At 40.3% G+C, this 21745-nt stretch carries 18 protein-coding genes; 10 read left to right on the top strand and 8 right to left on the bottom strand.

Features of this window, described 5'->3' with window-relative positions; genetic code table 11:
- Positions 1-56: 56 nt before the first annotated feature.
- Entirely contained in the window at positions 57-1628 is a 1572-nt protein-coding gene (locus tag IL355_RS06845) for a thiol-activated cytolysin family protein (RefSeq protein WP_192461439.1), read from the bottom strand.
- Between the two features lie 306 nt (positions 1629-1934).
- On the opposite strand from IL355_RS06845, the gene IL355_RS06840 reads away from it, so the two are divergent.
- The 4 genes from IL355_RS06840 to IL355_RS06825 all read left to right on the top strand — a co-directional run bounded on the left by IL355_RS06840 (position 1935) and on the right by IL355_RS06825 (position 6032).
- A complete protein-coding gene (locus IL355_RS06840; protein WP_192461438.1) occupies positions 1935-3836 on the top strand; it encodes a tetratricopeptide repeat protein in 1902 nt (633 codons plus the stop codon).
- 88 nt (positions 3837-3924) lie between these two features.
- Positions 3925-4659 (top strand): FRG domain-containing protein, encoded by a 735-nt coding sequence (locus IL355_RS06835; protein WP_192461437.1) that lies wholly within the window; start codon positions 3925-3927, stop codon positions 4657-4659.
- 102 nt (positions 4660-4761) lie between these two features.
- Positions 4762-5166, top strand: coding sequence for a thiol-disulfide oxidoreductase DCC family protein (locus IL355_RS06830; protein WP_192461436.1), 405 nt, complete (start codon positions 4762-4764; stop codon positions 5164-5166).
- Between the two features lie 83 nt (positions 5167-5249).
- Positions 5250-6032, top strand: a complete 783-nt coding sequence (locus IL355_RS06825) for a DUF1206 domain-containing protein (protein WP_192461435.1) — start codon at positions 5250-5252, stop codon at positions 6030-6032.
- On the opposite strand, the gene IL355_RS06820 is transcribed toward IL355_RS06825, so the two are convergent.
- Both IL355_RS06820 and aroC read right to left on the bottom strand, forming a co-directional pair.
- Entirely contained in the window at positions 6033-7358 is a 1326-nt protein-coding gene (locus IL355_RS06820) for a dicarboxylate/amino acid:cation symporter (protein WP_192461434.1), read from the bottom strand.
- A 97-nt stretch (positions 7359-7455) separates the two neighbouring features.
- A complete protein-coding gene (gene aroC / locus IL355_RS06815) occupies positions 7456-8526 on the bottom strand; it encodes a chorismate synthase (RefSeq protein ID WP_192461433.1) in 1071 nt (356 codons plus the stop codon).
- Between the two features lie 232 nt (positions 8527-8758).
- Between aroC and IL355_RS06810 the strand changes: the two genes are divergently transcribed.
- Positions 8759-9616, top strand: coding sequence for a UDP-2,3-diacylglucosamine diphosphatase (locus tag IL355_RS06810; RefSeq protein ID WP_192461432.1), 858 nt, complete (start codon positions 8759-8761; stop codon positions 9614-9616).
- Between the two features lie 3 nt (positions 9617-9619).
- On the opposite strand, the gene IL355_RS06805 is transcribed toward IL355_RS06810, so the two are convergent.
- Entirely contained in the window at positions 9620-12532 is a 2913-nt protein-coding gene (locus IL355_RS06805) for an FAD-binding and (Fe-S)-binding domain-containing protein (RefSeq protein ID WP_192461431.1), read from the bottom strand.
- A gap of 86 nt (positions 12533-12618) precedes the next feature.
- On the opposite strand from IL355_RS06805, the gene IL355_RS06800 reads away from it, so the two are divergent.
- Both IL355_RS06800 and IL355_RS06795 read left to right on the top strand, forming a co-directional pair.
- A complete protein-coding gene (locus IL355_RS06800; RefSeq protein WP_380081217.1) occupies positions 12619-13131 on the top strand; it encodes a hypothetical protein in 513 nt (170 codons plus the stop codon).
- 95 nt (positions 13132-13226) lie between these two features.
- Positions 13227-14357, top strand: coding sequence for a TlpA disulfide reductase family protein (locus IL355_RS06795; protein ID WP_192461430.1), 1131 nt, complete (start codon positions 13227-13229; stop codon positions 14355-14357).
- A 75-nt stretch (positions 14358-14432) separates the two neighbouring features.
- Here IL355_RS06795 and IL355_RS06790 read toward each other — a convergent pair whose 3' ends face one another.
- Positions 14433-16070: an LVIVD repeat-containing protein gene (locus IL355_RS06790; protein WP_192461429.1), complete on the bottom strand. Its 1638-nt coding sequence runs from the start codon at positions 16068-16070 to the stop codon at positions 14433-14435.
- Positions 16071-16238: 168 nt separating this feature from the next.
- Positions 16239-16889, bottom strand: a complete 651-nt coding sequence (locus IL355_RS06785) for a rhomboid family intramembrane serine protease (RefSeq protein ID WP_192461428.1) — start codon at positions 16887-16889, stop codon at positions 16239-16241.
- Between the two features lie 57 nt (positions 16890-16946).
- Between IL355_RS06785 and IL355_RS06780 the strand changes: the two genes are divergently transcribed.
- Positions 16947-17834: a lysophospholipid acyltransferase family protein gene (locus tag IL355_RS06780; RefSeq protein WP_192461427.1), complete on the top strand. Its 888-nt coding sequence runs from the start codon at positions 16947-16949 to the stop codon at positions 17832-17834.
- Positions 17835-17900: 66 nt separating this feature from the next.
- On the top strand, positions 17901-18908 hold the full coding sequence (locus IL355_RS06775; protein WP_192461426.1) for a sterol desaturase family protein: 1008 nt from the start codon (positions 17901-17903) through the stop codon (positions 18906-18908).
- Here IL355_RS06775 and IL355_RS06770 read toward each other — a convergent pair.
- Both IL355_RS06770 and glmM read right to left on the bottom strand, forming a co-directional pair.
- Positions 18886-19668 (bottom strand): endonuclease/exonuclease/phosphatase family protein, encoded by a 783-nt coding sequence (locus tag IL355_RS06770; protein WP_192461425.1) that lies wholly within the window; start codon positions 19666-19668, stop codon positions 18886-18888. The genes IL355_RS06775 and IL355_RS06770 overlap by 23 nt on opposite strands.
- A gap of 12 nt (positions 19669-19680) precedes the next feature.
- The gene (gene glmM, locus IL355_RS06765) at positions 19681-21069 is read right to left on the bottom strand and encodes a phosphoglucosamine mutase (protein WP_192461424.1); all 1389 of its coding nucleotides are present in this window, start codon (positions 21067-21069) and stop codon (positions 19681-19683) included.
- An 81-nt stretch (positions 21070-21150) separates the two neighbouring features.
- Between glmM and IL355_RS06760 the strand changes: the two genes are divergently transcribed.
- Positions 21151-21741 (top strand): acyl carrier protein phosphodiesterase, encoded by a 591-nt coding sequence (locus IL355_RS06760; protein ID WP_192461423.1) that lies wholly within the window; start codon positions 21151-21153, stop codon positions 21739-21741.
- The last annotated feature ends 4 nt before the right edge of the window (positions 21742-21745 follow it).

Below are 21745 nucleotides of genomic sequence, written 5' to 3'. Positions count from 1 at the left end.
AACTTAAGGTGCCGGACTGTCCGTTCTAAAAAATGTTCCCCCAAAAATTTTAGAATTTAATCTTCCTTTACACTAATAGTCTTACAGAACCCTAGAAAATCTTTTTCAGAGCAATAGACCTTAAAGTCCCGTTCGCTACTCAAGTAGTTCAGGTGAAATTCTCCCATCCGGTCCCATTGCAAGAGTGCATTTTGCAAGTCAAACTGCACGTACACATCATGAGCTCCGTTTGGCGGACTTTTGGCCACCCTTTTATCATTGTTAACCGTGTAATATCCCGTTTGGGTCACATTATTGGTTCCCGCGCTTTTATAAATAAATCGGAATCTGGTATCATAGTTAGAATCGTTTACGACTACAATATTCTCATGATCAAATTTAAAAGTTCCGCAGGTTTCGATATTATAATCTGTCTGGTAACCCATTTTGGCAATGGTATTATCCTTTAGGTATTTTACGGTATAACCCACGGGCGCCCCAGGGTTTTCCCTATTGTATTCGGCACTTTCCTCAATCACGTAGTACAGGCCGCCTTCCCCTTCTTCCAAACTATTTCCGGTGATGACCTTGGTGGCCACTTTGGCATTTCCACCAATGGTCACCACGTTAAAGGTCGATTCACGAATAACTTTTTCATAGCTCGCATCAATTTCACCCTTGATTGATTTGACTTTGGTGGCGTAGTCCAGCACAGCCTCCAGGTTGACATCAGTAGTGGTATCAGTGGTTTCCATCCGTATCATAATAATCCGACCATATTGCACGGAACTAACATAGGCTGGCGGATTATCCTCCGAAATCAGGGATTGGAGTCCGCTCGCAGTCGCCTTACTGCCAAATACGGCCGCAGGGCTGTCCGGTATTTCTGCCACCACATCATAGTAGACCTGCCGGTATAGTGCCGCTGCCACTCTTTTTTCGGTACTCTTTGAATAATCGAACTGGGATTCAAAGGAAGACCCCGTGGCCCAATCGGCACTTACTTTTAAGGATAAGCTCATTTGTTCACTGGTATAGACCGATGTTTTCTCAAAATAAGTGTCGGCATCAATGGCATAACCTTGTGTGGCGATATCGGAATTCCAATATTCCAAAGCCTTGTCAATTTCCGCTTGGGTATTTTGGTAATTGGGCTTCTCTATGGTCAGATTTCCGCCCTCTCCTATTCCCGGTAATTCTACCCTTATTTTTACGGGCGCCTTATCTACCTGTAAGGGTTGCGGTGCCCCTTCTATCAGTACTTTATTACCAAGCACCAAAGCACCCGGATAAATGACCCCTAAGGTAGGGTCGAACATCACCACATTTTCGAAATTGGAACGGATGTCATGATAAACTGTTTTGCACTCCGTTATATAGCCCTTATCGGTATTTTTTTGAGGATTTCCCTCATTGGAAGTACTTCCTGTAGAGGATTGCACATTTAAAAGTTCGCTGGGGTCGTAATTTAAGCCCTTGATAAAATCGTTGATCTTCGCGGTTTCTTCTTCACTTAAAGTGTCTTTTGCCACAGGTTTCTCTATGGATGGCTCATCGGTGTCGGAACCTTCGTCTTTACTACATCCGACAATAAAGAGAACAAAAAGGATTACGAATAACTGTCTGAAATGGAATGGTCTTTTTTTCATTGTATAAGGTTATTTAGGATTCAACAGGCCTAAACTACCTCATTATCAGCGTGAAGCATAAAAAATGGCATGGACAAAGCATGGACAGACACGAAAAAATGTCTCAAATAATTTCAAAGGGGGCATTTAAATATAATTACAATCTATAATTTAAATAATTGATAAACAGCAATTTAAATCATTAAGATTATGGAGCTCGTTCCAAAAATATATAGACTGGACATGGACAAACGTATTTTGGGGATGGACAAATGCTAATTGGTAAGCTCTTTTCTTTCTATCTTTCCCATACCTAATCCAACCGATATGAAACTGAATATCAAACTCTTCCTTTTTTTCTGCCTTTATTATTTCGTTTGTTTTGCACAAAGCAGACAACAAGAATTGGATAGCCTCATCCAACGTGCCGATCATTTACCTGATAATATTGAAAAGGCACAGGTACTTTCACGTATTCATGAGCGAATGATGTTCATGGATAACGAGCGCGCTTTGTTATATGCCCGTGAAGCATTTGACCTCTCCAACCGAATAGATTATGAAAAGGGCATTGCCAATGGATATTTACAGTTCGGCAATTACTATTACAATCAATCTAAAAATGACTCTGCATCCTTTTTTCACCATAAGGCCTTGAAAGCCTTTAAGGATATGAATTCGGTCAAGGGACAGATTTTCGCCCTGCATTCCCTTGCAACCATTCAACGAGAGGCAGGTGATTTTGACAAAGCCATTGAGACCACCCAATTCATTTTACAGATGTATACCGAAGAAAATAGGAGTAATTCCGATTTGGGAAATTTTGATTTAAGAGGTTCAGAGTATGAAGTCTTGGGAGGAATCCATTTTGAAAAGGGTAACTATCTGATTGCCTTGGAACAGACTTTAAAAGCCCTAAGGTTTTTTGAGAATAAGGGAGATGAAGTACGAAAGGCCGATGCTCTAAAGCAATTGGCAGATATTGAATTTCAGCAGGAAAATTTCGCTTCCAGCCTAGATTATGCTATGAAGGCCATTGTCATCTATAAGGAGAACGATGATAAAATTTATGCTAGTTATGCTTTAAACACCGCAGGTTTAGCTTCTGAAAAACTGGCAAATACAGAAAAAGCAAACAGTTTACTGGAAGAATCTTTTGAGCTTGCCAAAGAAATTAACGTGCAGACCATGATGGCCACCAACTTAAAAGATTTGGGCAGGTTACAATACAAACAAGGTGATATTGCACGGGCTCGTTCCCTGTTAGAGGAATCAATCGAAATCGCCAAAAAAGAAGATATTAAATTAAACCTTACGGCCGCCCTACACGAAATGGCCAATTTAAAAATGGTTCAGAAAGATTATCAAAGTGCTTTGACCGATATTAACAAGGTGATCGCCATTTCAGAAGAAATAGAAGCTTTACCCACTTTAAGGGATGCCCTAAAAACAAGAGCTGAATTACAAAAACTAATGGGCAACACCAATGATGCCTATACCAACTTTAATAGATACGCACTAATTAACGATAGCCTCTACTCCACCCGAAAAGCGCAACAAATAGCAGAACTCAAAACCATTTACGAAACCGAAAAAAAAGAGGCTGCCTTGGCGCTACAGGAGGAAGAAATAGCCGTACTCAATGAAAAGGCAAAGGTGGACCAGCTCACCAAGGGACTATATGCGGGGGGAATGGCGGCCTTTGTTCTTGTTTCGGGATTGTTGTATTTCGGGTTTCGGCAGCGCATAAAGAAGAATAGCATTGCCCGTGAAAAACAGGAAGCCATTTACCAGCAGGAAATTGAGCATAAACAAAAGGAATTGGCGAGCCAGACCCTCCATTTAGTACAAAAGAATACGTTTATTCAAGAATTAATGGAGAATCTGGAGAACGTAAAAAACTTGCCGGACAAGTTTAAAACCGAATTCAGGCGCATGGTTATGCTGTTAAAAAAGGAGAATGCCTCGGATAAGGATTGGGAAGTCTTTAAAACCTATTTTTCTGAAGTACACAACGATTTTGACCAAAAACTAAAGACCATTTATGCCGATATCAGTGAAAAGGAAATACGATTGGCGGCCTTTTTACGTATGAACCTGACCACCAAAGAAATTGCGGCCACCCTCAATGTCTTGCCCGATAGCATTCTAAAGTCTAAATACCGTTTAAAAAAGAAATTGGGACTGGGCAAAGAGCAGGATTTAAATACTTTTTTGAATGGGTTGTAGTTTTTTTAACTAAGTTCAATTTCTTTTAGGTATACATGATTAATTTTGAATACTTACTTTTTACCAATTAATCGAAAGGTTAGAATTAATGAAAATAATAAACATCGATAGTTTTATAGACTTCCATAAAACCATAGAGAACTATTCTACATCAAATTTTATTTACAGAGGACAGAAAAATTTTAATTGGAAACTTATACCTAAAATTGGTAGACCAGATTACTCCGAAAATGTACCAAAGTATATCAAAGAAAAAGTAATAATTAGTTCTTGGATGAGATATGCAGGTCATTTATTGCCAATCCAACCTGTTGACCAATGGGATGAACTAACTTTGGCTCAACACCATGGTTTGGCCACAAGACTACTAGATTGGACGAAAAACCCGTTGGTTGCCCTCTATTTTGCGACATATGATTCAAATGAAAACCAAGATGCTTCTGTATACATTATGGATTTTAAAAATCGTCTTCTTATGACAAATGATTTTGGTCCATTTTGTCCGGAAACGTCCGTTTCAGGTATTTTTTTTCCAAAAGGTATATCGGCTAGAGTCATCAACCAGAGAGGTGTTTTTTCTATATCCAACAATCCAAAGATGAGTTTGGACGAATTATTAAAGCAAAACACATTTATTAAACTTCGAATCAAAGGAAGTTCTAAAAAGTCAATCTTAAGAAACTTAGAACAATATGGGATAAACGAATTTTCCATTTATCAGGACTTGGATAACCTTTCAAATTATTTAAACCGATTTGTTATAAACAAAGCATTTGACCAATTAAATGATAACCAAAATGAAAATTTTGACCAGTCGTTTTAAGTGATTTTAACAATATATGTTCATGATTTATTAGACCCTAAATTGGCTACAATAAAATATCTATACAACTACCTATATTTGTAGCCAATAAGCACTTTCTCTATGGAAACAACCAAACAAATCATTCTTTTCGACGGCGTTTGCAATCTTTGCAACAATGCCGTGCAGTTTGTTATCAAAAGGGATAAAAAAGATGTGTTTCGCTATGCAGCCCTACAAAGCGAGGTGGGTCAGCAATTGACCAAAGAGCGGGGTATCGATACTTCAAAGGTAGATTCCATTATATTGATTGACCCCGGAACGGCCTACTACACCAAATCGACCGCTGCCCTGGAAATTGGCAAAAAATTGCGAGGATATAGAGGTCTATCTTCCATTTTACTATGGATACCGAGCACTATCCGTGATATCGTATACGATTTTATTGCCAAAAATCGCTACAAGTGGTATGGTAAAAAAGACCAATGTATGATTCCCACCCCGGAATTAAAAGCAAAATTTCTTTGATAATTCTTCATTGGGTTTAAAGTCCGTTTGATAGGGTTAACCCTCACACCTTCAATTTGCTACCATTGTAGAAAACATTTGCAATGGACGATAAGATTAAAAAAGTAGCCTATACCGGCTTCATAGCCAAGGGAGCCGTTTATGGCATTACAGGAATATTGGCTTTTTTGGCTGCCTTTAATTTAGGAGGTTCCAAGGCAGGAAAATTTCAGGTGATAGAATTCTTGGAAAAACAACCCTTTGGAAAGGTGCTTTTGGCGCTTTTAGGTATCGGTCTTATCTGTTATGCCCTATGGCGCTTTATTCAAAGCATTCAAGACCCGGAAAACATAGGTACGGATAACAAAGGGCTGGTTAAGCGGGTTTCCTTTTTCATTAGCGGACTCATTTATTTGGGGCTCGGCATTTTTTCGATAGTAGATATATTTTATGAGCCTTCCTCTGGCGGCGGTGGCGGAGGCGGTTCTTTTTTAGGTCCGCAACTAAAGACCTACCTTTTTATCGCCATAGGATTGGCATTGGCAGGGAAGGGTATTTATCAATTTATAAAAGCATACAAAGGCGATTTTCTTCAGAAGTTTGAGATTGGCAGTATTTCCGATAGTAAGAAAAGAAGGGCCATTAAGACTTTTGGCTACGGCGGACTCATTTCACGAGGTATCCTCACGTGCATCATTTCCTATTTTTTCTTAAAAGCAGGCTTTTCGTTTTCAGCCGATGATTCCATAAAAGGTACCAAAGAAGCGTTTTCCTTTCTTCAGGAAACTTCTTCCGGTCCGTGGTTAATGGGAATCGTTGCTGCGGGATTGGTATGCTACGGACTTTACATGTTTGCCCAAGCACGCTATCGTAAGTTTAATGGTTAGTTATTTGACCTCATCAAAATTGTCGTCCCAATTCTTCACTTTAGGTTTCATGCTCTTACCAACGGATTTCGCTACCATCATAGACACGCAGGCATCTCCAGTGATGTTTACTACAGTACGCAACATATCCAAGGGTCTATCTACCGCAAAAATCAAGGCCAGACCAATGGCCAGTTTGTCCGCAGGAAAACCGATAGCTTCCAACACAATTACCAACATCACCATACCCGCTCCAGGTACGGCAGCTGAACCAATGGACGCCAAAAGGGCGGTCAGTACAATGGTTAACTGTCCGCTAAAGCTCAAATCAAAACTTAATGCTTGGGCAATAAAAACGGCGGCTACCCCTTGATAAAGACTGGTGCCATCCATATTGATGGTAGCGCCTACCGGAAGCACAAAACTGGAAATTTCCTTATCTACCCCAATGTGCTCCTCTACCCTTTCCATAGTTACCGGAAGGGTCGCCGCACTGGAACTGGTACTAAAGGCTAATAACTGCGCCGGACTTATTTTCTGAAGGAAGGTCCACGGATTGTACTTTGTAAACGTTCCAACCACCAAACTGTAGAAAACAATCATTAAAAGAAGACCTAAAACCACAACTCCGGCATACTTCAAAAGTGCCAAAAGAATATCAGGGTCTCCCGATGAAACTACCACATTTGCCAAAAGGGCAAAAACGGCAATGGGTGCCGTTAGCATGATCAAATCCACCATTTTAAGCACCACCTCGTTCAAGGAATCAAAAAACTTTTTAAGCGGCTTGGCGTTCTTTTCTCCGATCAAAAGCATGGAAATACCCAAAAAGATGGTAAAAAATATCACCTGCAGCATGGAACTGTTGTCCCCTAATGCCTTAAAGGCATTGTCGGGAACCATGTCTTCTAAGAACTGTAACGGTCCGCTTTCCTTTTGGCGGGAGGCTTCCTCTAGCTTAGAAGTAACCCCGCTGTCATTGGAATAGGTTTCGGTAAGTTGGGCAATGGTGTCTTCGGAAATACCATTTCCGGGCTTTATGGTATTTACCAATAAAAGTCCAATAGTAATCGCTACCACCGTAGTACCAATGTAAATGGCAATCGTCCTGAGACCTATATTTCGGAATTTTGAAATATCCTTTAAATCGGATATCCCTTTTACCAGCGAAGCAAGAATTAACGGAATGGCAATTAATTTGAGTAGCTTAACGAAGATACTCCCAAAGGGATTGATCCAATCTTGTACAAATTTGGGTCCCCATTCAAAATTGGTCATTAAAAAGCCAAAGGCGATTCCCAACAGCATTCCTATGAGAATCTTCCAGTGTAATTCCAGTTTTCGCATGCATTTAAAGTTTAAGCAAGTAATATACAGTTTTTGCTCAGAAAGCCGAAAAACAACATTCCAATGAACATAGAAAATATCAATTTCCTAAAAATTCTTATTCTTTTCCCTTGATGGTACGATTTAGCAAGGTGTAATCTGCCAATACCAAAGCGGTCATCGCCTCAACAATGGGTACGGCCCTGGGAACTACACAGGGGTCATGCCTTCCTTTTCCTTGGGTCTGCACGGTATTCCCGTCTTTATCGATAGTTTCATAAGGCTGAATTAGCGTGGCCACGGGTTTAAAAGCAACGTTAAAGTAAATATCCATCCCGTTGCTGATACCTCCTTGAATTCCGCCACTGTGGTTGGTTTTGGTACTGCCGTCTTGGTTAAATTGATCGTTGTGCTGGCTACCCTTCATTTGTACGCCTTCAAAACCGCTGCCGTATTCAAAGCCTTTTACGGCATTGATGGATAGCATCGCTTTGCCCAATTCGGCATGAAGTTTATCAAAAACAGGTTCCCCAAGTCCGATCGGTACATTTTTGGCCACACAAGTGATAACACCGCCAATGGTATCACCTTCTTTTCGAATCTCTTTGATGTAATCTTCCATTCGGGAAGCCATTTCCATATCTGCACAGCGAACGGGATTTTTCTCGATATTGGAAAAATCCAATTCCTGATAAGGGGTTTCCAATTTCATGGTTCCTACTTGCGATACAAAGGCGTTGATTTCAATTTCCGATAAAAATTGCTTGGCAATAGCCCCTGCCACTACCCTACTGGCCGTTTCACGTGCCGAACTACGCCCGCCTCCACGATAATCCCGAAATCCGTATTTCTGATCGTATACGTAATCAGCGTGCGAAGGACGATAAGAATCTTTAATGTGGGAGTAATCTTTGGATTTTTGATTGGTGTTATGAATGGCAAAGCCGATGGGCGTACCTGTGGTCTTTCCCTCAAAAATACCGGAATAAAACTCAACAGTGTCCGGTTCCTTCCTTTGAGTTACGATGGCCGATTGCCCTGGTTTACGGCGGTCCAATTCTTTTTGAATGGCCTCAAGGTTTATTTCGATACCTGAAGGGCATCCATCTAGAACCCCGCCAATGGCTGCACCGTGAGATTCGCCAAAAGTGCTTAGTTTAAATATATTTCCAAATGAATTTCCCGCCATAGAATTCCCTTAAAATTAGCTAACCGAACAAGGTTATGATATAAATAAAGCCGATATCCACCATCGGCCGTTCTTAGATTTTTAATCTATTTAAAGACCTCAAAGTTAAATTTTAATTAACAGTCTTGCAAAGTAAAAGACAAGGGTTTGAAGCAGAACATAATACATTGTTATTGGCTAGTTTACCTTTAATTTATATAAAAGTTCTTTTTTGGAGGAAAATTCCATCAATTTGAAAAAGCGTAAACTAGAAGTCGTTGTCATTTCAGATGTTCACCTAGGTTCTTTGAACTGCCATGCAGATGAACTGAATACGTATTTACATAGCATTGAGCCTAAAAAACTCATTTTAAACGGTGATATTCTTGATGTAGGGCAGTTTAATAAACGGTATTTTCCAAAATCACATATGAAGGTCATTCGTAAAATCATGGCCTTGGCCTCCAAAGGTACACAAGTCTTTTTCATTACCGGCAATAGGGATGAAGTCCTACGAAAGCTTTCCGGCACTTCAATGGGCAATATTCACATTGTGGACAAACTGGTCCTTCAACTGGATGGTAAAAAAGCATGGTTCTTTCATGGCGATGTATTTGACAATCCTTTTCTGAATATCAACTGGCTGGCGAAATTGGGCTCTTTTGGCTATCAACTTCTATTTTCCTTTAATAAGTTCACCAATTACATTTATTACAAGAGCGGCAAAAAGCGTCCCACCTTATCCTTAACGAGTAAAGAAAATGCCATTACCACCTATATCAATGATTTTGAGGAATTTTCGGTAAAAATGGCCGTTAGAAAGCATTATGATTATGTGGTATGCGGTCACCTGCACCACCCCAAAAAAGAACGGTACAAAATTAGGGACAGTCATTGTACCTACCTGAATTCGGGAGATTGGGTAAAAAACCTAACCTCATTGGAGTACAACTTTAAGCGATGGAAAATTTACCGGTACCAGCATGATAAATTGTCTCCCTTTTTTATGGACATGGAACTACGTGAAATGGATATACAGGAACTTTTTGAACAGTTAGCTACCCACACCGAAACAAGAAGATTAAAAAAGAAGAAAGACCAGCGCGATTAACCTCTACTTTATTAAAGCATTTTTTAAAATAGTAACCGGGTGCAAAGCCTTTCTTTTGGTTCCGTCATAAATTTGATGCCTGCAACTCGTTCCATTTGCTGAAATTATGGAATCCTCAGGGCTCTTTCTTACCGCTGGAAACAATTTAAGCTCCCCTATTTGCATGCTTACTTCATAGTGTTCTTTCTCATATCCAAAGGACCCCGCCATGCCGCAACAACCAGAGCTAATAATGGACACCGAATAATTTTCCGGTAGATTGAGCACATCAAACGTTACTTTTTGGTTGCTCAATGATTTTTGATGGCAATGACTGTGAATTTTAACCGTTTTGGCCTCTTTGGTAAACAGGTCTGAGGTAAGTTCCCCTTTTTGTATTTCCTGCGCCAAGAACTCCTCTAACAAGTAGGAGTTTAATGCAATGGCGTTGGTAGTTTCCGTATCATTAACAAACCTTTTGTATTCATCCCTAAAAGTCAAGACTGCGGAAGGTTCCAACCCAATGACCGGCAACTGATCGTCCGCGAATTTTTTAAGCTTTGGAATATTTTCCAATGCCAATATTTTGGCCTGTTTTAAAAAGCCTTTTGAAAGATAGGTACGTCCGCTTTCAGCATAAAATAGCTGCACATCATAACCCAGTTTAACTAAAAGTTCTATGGCATCCTTGCCCAGTTCAATATCTAAATAATGACTGAACTCATCAATATAAAGAACAACTTTTCTTTTATTTGTAGTGTTTTGCTCTTTAAATAGTTGCAAGTGTTTATCAAAATTGAAACTTGAAACTTTTGGAAGACTTCTTTGAGGTGCTACATTGGCCGTTTTCTTAAGCAACCCACCAATTAACGAAGAGTCGTACATGGCATTGGTCAACCCAGATACCTTACTTCCTAATTTGTTGAGTTTGGTATTATGGGCAAACAATTTACTGCGCAGGGAATACCCGTTTTCCTCTTGGTATTGATATAGAAATTCCGCTTTTAAAGTAGCAATATCCACATTGCTAGGACATTCGCTGGAGCAAGCTTTACAGCTAAGGCAATAATCAAAGACCTCTTTTAGTTCCTTTTGATCAAACTTATTTACCTTATCGGAATTGGTCAAAAACTCACGTAATGCGTTCGCTCTCCCTCTTGTGGTATGCTGCTCATTTCGGGTGGCATGATAACTAGGGCACATGGCGCCCTTCATACTTTCCGTTTTTCTGCAGTCACCACTACCGTTGCACTTCTCCGCAGCTCTTAAAATACCCTGACTATCCGAGAAATCCAACAAAGTCTCCACTTCCGGTTCTTCCCTATCGATTTCATAGCGAAGGGATTCATCCATTGGGTATGCATCCACAATCTTGCCTGGATTGAAAATGTTTTTAGGGTCAAAATAGGACTTCACTCTTTTCAGGAGCTCATAATTCTTTTCCCCGATCATCAATGGTATGAATTCTGCCCGTACAATTCCATCGCCATGCTCACCGCTAAAAGAACCTTTGTATTTTTTAGTAAGTTTTGCTACATCAGTAGTAATATCCCTAAAAAGGCCTACATCGGTTTTTTTCTTAAGATCAAGGATGGGTCGCAAATGCAATTCCCCCGCACCGGCGTGCGCATAATACACCGCGCTTTGGTTATATCCCTTCATAATTGCGGTAAATTCCGCTATAAAAGCACTGAGGTCTTCCACAGCCACAGCCGTATCCTCAATACAGGCAACGGCTTTCTTGTCCCCTACCATATTACCCAAAAGCCCTAATCCGGCCTTCCTTAATTCGATGGCCTTGTTAATATCCGCCCCGTACAACACTGGGTTGGCATAAGATAACCCAGATTTATCAACAGTAGCTTGTAAGGAAGCAATTTGGGCATCCAAGTCTTCTTGGGAATTGGCCTTTAGTTCCAGCATAAGCAACGCCGCAGGGTCTCCTTCAACAAAGAATCTATTTTTTAATTGCTCCCGGTTGTTTTTGGTGCAGTCCAAAATTACCTTGTCCATCATCTCACATAGATGTAGCGAGTGTTCCATAACCGGCGCCACATCCAACAAACAATCTTCCAGCGTGTGATAATGGGTCACTACCATTGCCGCGTATGCAGGGGGCAAATCATCCAATTGAAGAGTGATTTCTGTTGTAAACGCTAAAGTACCCTCGCTACCGCTCAGCAATTGGCACATATTAAAATCAGCACTATTTTCACTAAAAACCGAATTGTGCAATAGTTCATCTACGGCATAACCGGTATTTCTCCTGTGTATTTCCGGCTTCGGAAACTGCTCTAAAATTTCTTCCTTTATCTCTTTATCAGAAAGCTCTTTATATATGTTTTTATAAATAGAAGATTCAAGATTATCGCCTTCTAACTTTTTTTGGAATTCATCTACTGAAAGGGACGTAAATTCGGCATCGCTACCATCCGATAAGATGGTCTTCATTGAAATAATCTTATCTCTGGTTACCCCATACTGTATGGAGGTAGTACCGGAAGAATTATTACCTACCATTCCCCCGATCATGCATCTATTGGCAGTGGACGTATTGGGCCCAAAAAATAATCCGTGTGGTGCCAGGTACTGATTAAGCTCGTCCCTAATTACCCCTGGTTGAACCGTAATCTGCTTTTTGTCCACATCCAAAGAAAGAATTTTGGTGAAGTTTCTAGAAACGTCTACCACAATACCATCACCTACACATTGCCCTGCCAATGATGTACCGGCCGTCCTAGGAATGATACCCACTTCGTTCTCATTGGCAAAACGAATGATTTTTTTAATATCGTCCTTCGTTTCTGGAAAGGTAACCGCTAAAGGAATTTTTCGGTATACGGAGGCATCTGTAGCGTATAATGCCTTGGTTAATTCATCAGATAACAGCTGGCCTTGAAGGGATGCTCCCAATCCCTCGAGTAAATTTTTATTCAATGGTAGACAATTTTGCACGCTAAATTAAGTTTTTATGCTTGAACGGGACCCCTTAAATCTATTTTTAGACAAAATTGTATATGATTATGAAAAAAATGAAGTTACTGGCCTTTTTGGCCTTTTTTGCAGCCCTTAGCAACCTATATTCACAAGAAATATCCGATCATGCCCTAGGTCTAAGGCTAGGTGATAGTGATGGCTTTGGCGCTGAAATATCTTATCAAAAGCTCATAGGAAGATACACCCGGGCAGAAATTGACCTGGGCTGGAGGGACAGTAGGGAATTTGACGCCCTTAAACTTACCGGTATTTACCAATGGGTCTATAATATTGACCGTGGTTTTAACTGGTTTTATGGCGTAGGGGGCGGTGCTGGAAGTGTAGATTTTGCCCCTAAACTAAACAACAATGGCATACCCTACGACCCGGATGGCGGTCTATTTGTCTTTGTGGCCGGCGACGTGGGTGTGGAATATAATTTTGATTTTCCATTATTGGTTTCCTTGGATTTTAGACCGGAATTAGGACTAATTGGATATAGTGAATTTGACAATACCTTTAATTTTGATATTGCCCTTGGGGTACGATATCAATTTTAAACCAAAATCACTCAAAACAAGCCTTTAACAGCAAATGTTAAGGGCTTTTTTTATTTTAACTATATGACTATTTTTACCGCAACTAAAATCACATAATGAAAAAAATAGTAGCGACCTTATCCATTTTAATTGGCCTTAGCGCTTGTAATCAAAAACCGGAAGGGTATACCGTTGACGGGAACATTAGAGGAGAAGTTGAAAACGGCACCAACGTTTATCTGAGAGCTGTAGGAGAGAATGGGCAACCTGTAGATGTTGATACCACTACGGTAGAAAACGGAAAATTCTCCTTTACCGGTAAAATGGATGCGCCTGAAATGCATTACCTTTTTGTGGAAAACCTAATGGGATACGCCCCAGTAATTCTTGAAAACGGCTCTATCCAATTATCTGCACAAAAGGACAGTCTTGGTATGGCAGAAGTAAAAGGTACACCACAAAACGAAATCTTCACGGATTATATGGAGCAATCCAAGGAACTAACCCTAAGAGCCCAGTCCATACAACAAGATATGCAACAGGCCAATGTAAGTAGGGATACGGCAACAGCCATTTCTTTACGGGACGAAATGCAAGAGCTTCAGGAGACTTACAAGAATTTTGAGCTGGATTACATCAAACAACATCCGGACGCTTTGATTACCGCGCTGTTGATAGATCGAGCGGTGGGCACCAGGACCGTAACGGCAGAGGAAGCCCAGAGCATGTATGATGCCCTTTCCCCTGAAATCAAAAATACCAAGATTGCCAAAAGTATCATGGAAAAACTGGAAGCCCAGAAAAAAGCCGAGGAAAATGAGAAGAATACATCCATTGGCGCAAAGGCACCTGAATTTACCGCTCCTAACCCAGATGGCAAGGATGTGGCACTGGCCGATGTTTTAGGAAAGGTTACTTTAATCGATTTTTGGGCGGCCTGGTGCAAGCCATGTAGAGCGGAAAACCCTAATGTAGTATCCGTTTATAACAAGTACCACGAAAAGGGATTAAATATTATTGGAGTTTCTTTGGATAGAACTGCCGACGCATGGAAAAAGGCTATTGAAGACGATGGACTCACATGGAACCATGTTTCGCATGTTGCCTATTTTAATGATCCAATCGCCAAGCTATACAATGTTAACGCTATTCCAGCTGCATTTCTTTTGGACGAAAACGGCGTTATTATTGCCAAGAATTTACGTGGCCCAGCTTTAGAAGCAAAGGTTGCCGAGCTTCTTAATTAAGAAGAAAACTGATTTTACAGAATTAAAAAACCCCGAACATAGCTGTTCGGGGTTTTTGGTTTGAACTATTTCGAGTTAAAATTTATTTCTTACATCATTGAATTCACCTTTAACGGTAACATTTCCAAGTTTTTTAACCTCTCCAAAAATGTTGACCTCAGAATCACTTCCTATAAATTCAATGGTTGAACCTTCATTTAAGACTAAGTCTCCATAAATAGTTAGGTTACCTTCAACCCTAAAGGTTGCCCCTTGGTTTACGGTAATATCCCTACGTCTGTTGTTTCTACCAATGACGAAGGTCCCGTTCATTTCAAAAAGTCCATCACTATTAATATAGGAGTTATTTGTTACCGTCCATGATCCACAAAGTAATAAGGAACCGTTAACGGTAATCCTATTAAACCTTTTTGCACCGCGATAGGCTTTTGTCTCTCCGGAGTTAACAGATAAACTACTGCTACCCCAATAAATTGGCAAATCCTCACAGCGAGCAGCTAGACTGGTATCAGGTCTGTTTAATTTTACAATTTGAAGACCGGATTTTCCAGAGGCCGCAAAAATATAATCACCTTTAGACTCTACGTAATTAATGGAGCCATCAAGGTCAATAATACCCACTAAATTGGTATTGTCCTGTTGCGTTTCAGATAAACACAATCCTGCACCACCGTTGGCCATTAACAATACTTCTTCGTTGGTGGCAACTGCATTGGTAACAATGTTTACCTGCTCTGTTCCTTCCGGATTAAGCATAATAGGAACATACTCTTTTAAAGTTCCACTTGAGCGATCGTAAATTCCGGCACCTTTGGCACCTTCAGAAACTACAATTCTGTTATCGTCTATGTCCAACGTACGCTTACTGAAATTACCAAAATCCGAATCAATAGCGATTTCCTTACTAACGTTCAATCCTTGGTCCAAGAGAACAATTCCCGTACTGCCATCCAAAACTGCAATAGTTTCGTTATGCAAAGCAACGCTGCGTAAATCTGCAAAAGAAGCATCCGTTACAACGCTAAGGTCTGATTTATTGTAAGCGGTAATCAATCCATCTTTTCCACTTGTCACAAACACTTTGTTACCGGAAACCTCTACATCAGTGGCATTGAAACCTTCTTGAAAACCATAAGTAAGTCCGGCACCTGTATCCATTTTTCCTCCAGAAACAGGAATTTTAACTACAAATGAATTGGAAGTGGCCCTTACGGATTTTTCGGCATCTACACCACCAACCGCATAGACATAGCCATCATTATATTCTATAGAATTGATATCTGCATTGGTATAGTATAGCCTCGAAGTTACTTGAGGATCGTTAGGGTTGCTAACATTAACGATATCAATTGCACCGGCATAACCGTCCTCTACCGTGTTGTAGGACACATAAGCATAATCATTGTCCACGTGCACGTGAGATGCTGTCAGATTCTCACCTCCTGAATAGGAAGGCGGGTCCACGCGAGCTACCAAGGTAAGCGGATAATCTCCGGCTTCCTCTTCTGCCCCTTTGGCAAATTTGCCTGAAAGCGAAGCTTCACTGGCAATTTCCAGCACACCGGCATCATCAAATAAAATACTGCTTTTTAAAACGGATTCGCTTTTTTCCACGGCAACATCCTCAGATGGATCGTTATACACCGTAGTTTCGTCGCTACACGATACAGCGAACAAGAGTGCCGCAATAGCGGTTAGGGAAACTCTTTTCATTATAAGTAGGTTTAAACAAATTAGATTTGGATTCTAATCTAACGCCAAAATTAGGGCAAGTGTATATTTTCGTACAAGTTTTTTCGATGAACGGCTGGAAATAGAGCCATGAGATGCCCCAAAGTTTCGATAAATGGTAGAAAAGTATCTTCTTGAAAAGAAGTGAAATTATATTTTACCCATCTTTTCCATTACAAATAATACGATGATGGGTACCGCCAATAATAAGACCATAAAAGTTTCCTGTACTAGCAATTGCGGAAGAAATAACAGGGTTGAAACATACCCTCCTACCGCACCACCAAAGTGGGCCGTATGACCAATATTACCTATTCTACTTCGCATCCCATAAATGGAATAAAGTAAATACCCAATTCCAAAAACATAGGCAGGTAAGGGTATTGGAATAAACATGAAGCCTAAGCGCATATCAGGCTGAAGCAAGATAGCGGCGTACAAAACACCAGTTACGGCGCCACTAGCACCTACAGCACTATAATAAGGTTCATCTTTATGGAAGAACATGGCCAAGAGACTACCAGCCAACAAGCTAATGAAATAGACCACTAAAAACTTTCCCGTACCAAGCCAGCCGATAACCACAGGTGCAAAAAAGTACAAGGTGAACATATTAAAAAAAAGATGTGCCCAATCTACATGCAAAAACCCAGAGGTAAGCATTCTGTCTTTCTGGCCGGCATTTATGGCAGAAATATTGAACTTATACCTTTCAAAAAAAGAAGTATCATTAAACCCTTTTAAGGAAACCAGTATATTGGCAGCGATGACCGCTATTGTGGCCAAATCCATATTGTACATGCAACGCAACTTATAATCGGTTCAAATATAGCTATATTTGCCAATTAAAACCGAACCATGCAATTGCTTGTTTTTGTTCTGGCCTATCCCCTACTTTGGCTTGTTTCCAGATTACCATACAGACTATTTTATGCCTTTTCGGACTTTATTTATTTAATAGTTTATAGAATTGCCGGATATAGGACCAAAGTGGTTAGGGATAATCTTAAAATGGCGCTACCGGATAAATCCGATGAAGAACTAAAAACCATTGAAAAAAAGTTCTACAGACATCTTTGCGATACTTTCCTAGAAATGGTGAAAACCATGGGGCTTTCTAAAGAAGAAGTAAAGAAACGATACAACGTAGTTAATCCCAATGTGGTCCATGAGCTAGAAAAATCTAAAACAATTCTCGTAGTTTGCTCCCATTATGCCAATTGGGAATGGAACGTGAGCATTAATAACTATTACAGTTCCAAATGCTATGCAGTTTATCAAAAAATAAGTAACAAGTATTTTGATAACTGGGTCAAAAAAGTACGCTCCAAGTGGAACACTACCTTAATCACACAAAAACAGGTAGTTCCAACGGTAGTTAAAAATCATCGTGACCATATCAGGGGAATTTTTGGAATGGTGAGCGACCAATCTCCCCAAAAGCACTTGGCCCATTACTGGACAGAATTTATGGGCATAAAAGTTCCTGTAGTGAACGGCGCAGAGATAATGGCACGCAAAATGGACCTTGCCGTGGTGTTTCTAAAGGTATCCAAAGTAAAAAGAGGCTATTACAATGCTGAATTTATACCCATCACCGCTTCTGGAAAACAAACTGAGAAGAATGAAATTACAGATACCTTCTTAAGATTGGCAGAACAACAAATCAACGAGAGACCGGAACATTACTTATGGACCCATAGGCGATGGAAACACAGAAATAGCGTTCCTCAAGAGTTTTTATAGAATTCTAAGAAGTTCTTTTTATATTTCAGGACCAAACCATTTTTACAACCAAAAATTCTAGTGTCCATGGAAATTCTTGAAACCCTCTATGAAGAGCTGGTCGGCTTTTTTGGAATCACCCAAGCATGGGAAATCCTTAAATCTGGCAACTATGAAGTCCTTCGAACGTATGAAGGCATTACTTCTTTTATTATTCCCATAATTCCTTTATTGGTTTTTTTAGAACTAATTTTAGGGTTGGCCTATAAAAAACCCCAAACACGGGTTTATAAGGTCAATTTTTTAATTTATGTTTTTAACCGATTTGTGGGGAGATTCATTGCCATTGCCGTGGTTACCCTCTGCATTGGTTGGTTTCAGCCTTTGGCCTTGTTTCAAACCAGCCCTACCTGGTACTGGTTCATTTACGCCTATATTATTTGGGAATTTGGACATTTTATTTACCATTATCTTGGCCATAAGGTCCGTTTGTTCTGGTGCCTACATTCTACGCACCATGCGCCGGAGGACATGAACCTATCGGTAACCTACGCCCATTTCTTTTTGGAAGCGCCGTATGCAGACACCATTAGAACCACTATTTGTATCCTAGCAGGGGTACAACCCGAAATGCTTTTTGTTATCATGTTCATTGACGGTACCTACGGGGCATTTATACACGTTGGGGAAAACGTAATGAAAAAAGCCAATTTTGGATTTTTAGGCAAGTATATTTTGACTCCCTCCCATCACAGGGTACATCATGCTAAAAATCCTTTATATATGGATACCAACTTCTGCAACCTATTGAATATTTGGGACCGCGCCTTTGGCACCTATCAAGAGGAAAAGGAATATGAAAAAATACGTTACGGGATTACCCGTGAAATGGATTCGGGCAATTTTATGGACGTCTATTTTGGAGAATTTGTTGCGCTCGGAAAAGACATTTGGAACGCTCCAGGCATCAAAAATAAATTAATGTATGTCATCATGCCTCCGGGATGGAACCACACAGGCGCCCATATGACTTCAAAAGTGGTACGAAGCGAATATTTCAATACGCAAAAAGCTAAGGATAAAGCAGCAGCGTAGCCATTACAATACAATGATCACTAGCATAGTTTTCGCATAAAATCTGATAATCCAACAACTTCCAACGCCCTGACCGATCAAAAAGAATGTAATCTATTTTTTTAGTCGGGGCTTTTGATGGATAAGTGGGCTGTTTCACCTCCTCCAAAGCACCTTGTTCAAAAACATTTTTGAGAATTGAAATGGTTTCACTGTTGGATTCGGCATTCAAATCGCCCAATAACAGCGTGGGAATGGTATCCTTATGAAATCGCTCTACCAAAGCCCTTGCCTGCATTTCCCTGTCTTTGCTATCATTTTGATGGTCTAAATGCGTGCCTACAAACTGAACGAGATTCTTGTTGGCGGTTTCTACCTGTACGATTGCGGCAGCCCTTGGTTCGGAATCAGGCAAATGTGGCAAGGCCAAATTCTCTGAGGAAACAAAACTGAATTTAGAGAGAATAGCTTCTCCATATTCGCCACCATCATAATACATGGCGCGAGCAAATAATGGTGCCATTTTAGTACGATAGCCCAACTCTGTAGGCAGGTCATAATTTTTGGCCCGCTTGGTTTTAAAATCTACTTCCTGCAATGCGACCAGGTGCGGATTGTATGATTTTATAATCCTCGCAAGGGAATCCAAATTAAAATCATTTTTAACGGTAGCTCCATGAAGTATATTAAAACTCATGACCCTAAGGGTGTCCTGAGCATAGTTCATACTTCCGAATAGAACTAAAAACAATAAAACCAGTACCCCCCTAAAGTTGTTCATAAACGGTGAAGTTTAAATACCGGCCACGGTCTTGATTTCACCAATAATACGATCGGCCAGTTCATCCGCTGCTTGCTGACTTCCTGCTTCGGTATAAATTCGTATAATAGGTTCGGTATTGGATTTTCTCAAATGGACCCAATTGTCCTGAAAATCGATTTTAACCCCATCAATGGTGGAGATTTCCTCATCCTTGTATTTTTCGGCCATGGCCTTTAAAATACCGTCCACATCCAACTCCGGGGTCAATTGTATTTTTTTCTTACTCATAAAATAAGCTGGATAACTGGCCCTTAGTTCAGCAACCGTTCCACCTCTTTCGGACATCAACATTAAAAATAAAGCCGTACCTACCAAGGCGTCTCGACCATAATGACTTTCCGGGTAGATAATACCGCCATTACCTTCTCCTCCAATGATGGCCTCGTTCGCCTTCATTTTGGTCACAACATTTACTTCTCCAACGGCAGCGGCCTCATAGGTGCCACCATGTTTCTGTGTGACATCTCGCAAAGCCCTTGAAGAAGACAGATTAGAAACGGTATTCCCTTTGGTTTTACCCAACACATAATCGGCACAGGCCACCAAAGTATATTCCTCACCGAACATTTCACCTGTATTGTCAATAAATGCCAACCGGTCCACATCCGGATCTACTACAATTCCGAAATCAGCTTCTTCCTCTACCACCAACTTACAAATATCACCTAGATGTTCTTTTAACGGTTCCGGGTTATGAGGAAAATGCCCTGTGGGCTCACAATAAAGCTTAACGACCTCTACCCCTAGTTCTTGCAATAATTTAGGAATGGCAATGCCACCGGTAGAATTAACGCCATCAACCACCACTTTGAATTTTGATTTTCTGATTACATCGGCATCGACCAAATTTAAATTTAGCACTTCGTCAATGTGAATATCTATGTATGAGTCGTTTTTAACGATGCTTCCCAAATCATCCACTCCTGAAAAAGCAAACTCTTCATCTTCGGCTATTTTCAAGATTTTAGCTCCTTGCTCGGCATCTAAAAACTCTCCCTTTTCATTAAGCAACTTTAGGGCATTCCACTGTTTTGGATTGTGACTGGCGGTTAGAATAATTCCCCCGTCCGCTTTTTCTAAAGGCACCGCAATTTCTACGGTAGGGGTCGTGGATAGGTCAAGGTCCACCACATCTATTCCCAACCCCACCAAAGTAGAAACGACCAAATTCTGTATCATCTCACCAGATAGACGGGCATCGCGACCAATGACCACTGTTAATTTCTCTTTTTTGGAATAGTCTTTTAACCATGTGCCGTAAGCCGCCGCAAATTTTACCGCATCTATAGGTGTTAAATTATCGCCAGGATTGCCTCCAATGGTTCCTCTAATTCCAGAAATTGATTTTATCAGTGTCATATTTTAAAAATCTAGTAAAAGTTTTAGCAAATATAGTGGTCTGCATCAAAACCTACGTAAGCAATTTGTAAATTCGAGGCAATGAATTTTCTTGCACACATCTACCTTTCTTTTGACGATGAAGAAATCACCATTGGTAACTTTATTGCCGATAGTATAAGGGGAAACAAATTTGACCACCTGCCTGAAAAAGTTCAAAAAGGAATTTTGCTACACCGTGAAATCGATACGTTTACAGATTCACATCAAATCCCTAAAATCAGCAGCAAACGCCTGCATAAGAACTATAGCCACTATAGCCGTGTCATCGTAGATATTTTTTACGATCACTTTTTGGCAAAAAACTGGCAAAATTATAGCGATATTCCGCTGGCTTCCTACGTGGAAAGTTTTTACGACCTTTTGGAAACCCACTATCCTATATTGCCCACGGGTACCAAAAGAATGATGCCCTATATGATTGCCGATAATTGGATCTATAACTATTCTAAAATGGAGGGTATAGGCAAGGTACTGAACGGTATGAACCGGCGCACCCAAAATCGTTCAAAAATGAATTTTGCCATTGTAGACCTTGAAAAGCATTACGACGATTTTGAAAAGGAATTCACAGATTTTTTTGAAGAGCTAATTGTCTTTTCAAAACACAAATATGTATCCCTAATTGACTAACAAA

It is taken from the genome of Euzebyella saccharophila (assembly GCF_014855495.1).
GTDB classification, from domain to species: Bacteria; Bacteroidota; Bacteroidia; order Flavobacteriales; family Flavobacteriaceae; genus Euzebyella; species Euzebyella saccharophila.
This window is presented reverse-complemented; position numbering and strand designations above follow the sequence as displayed.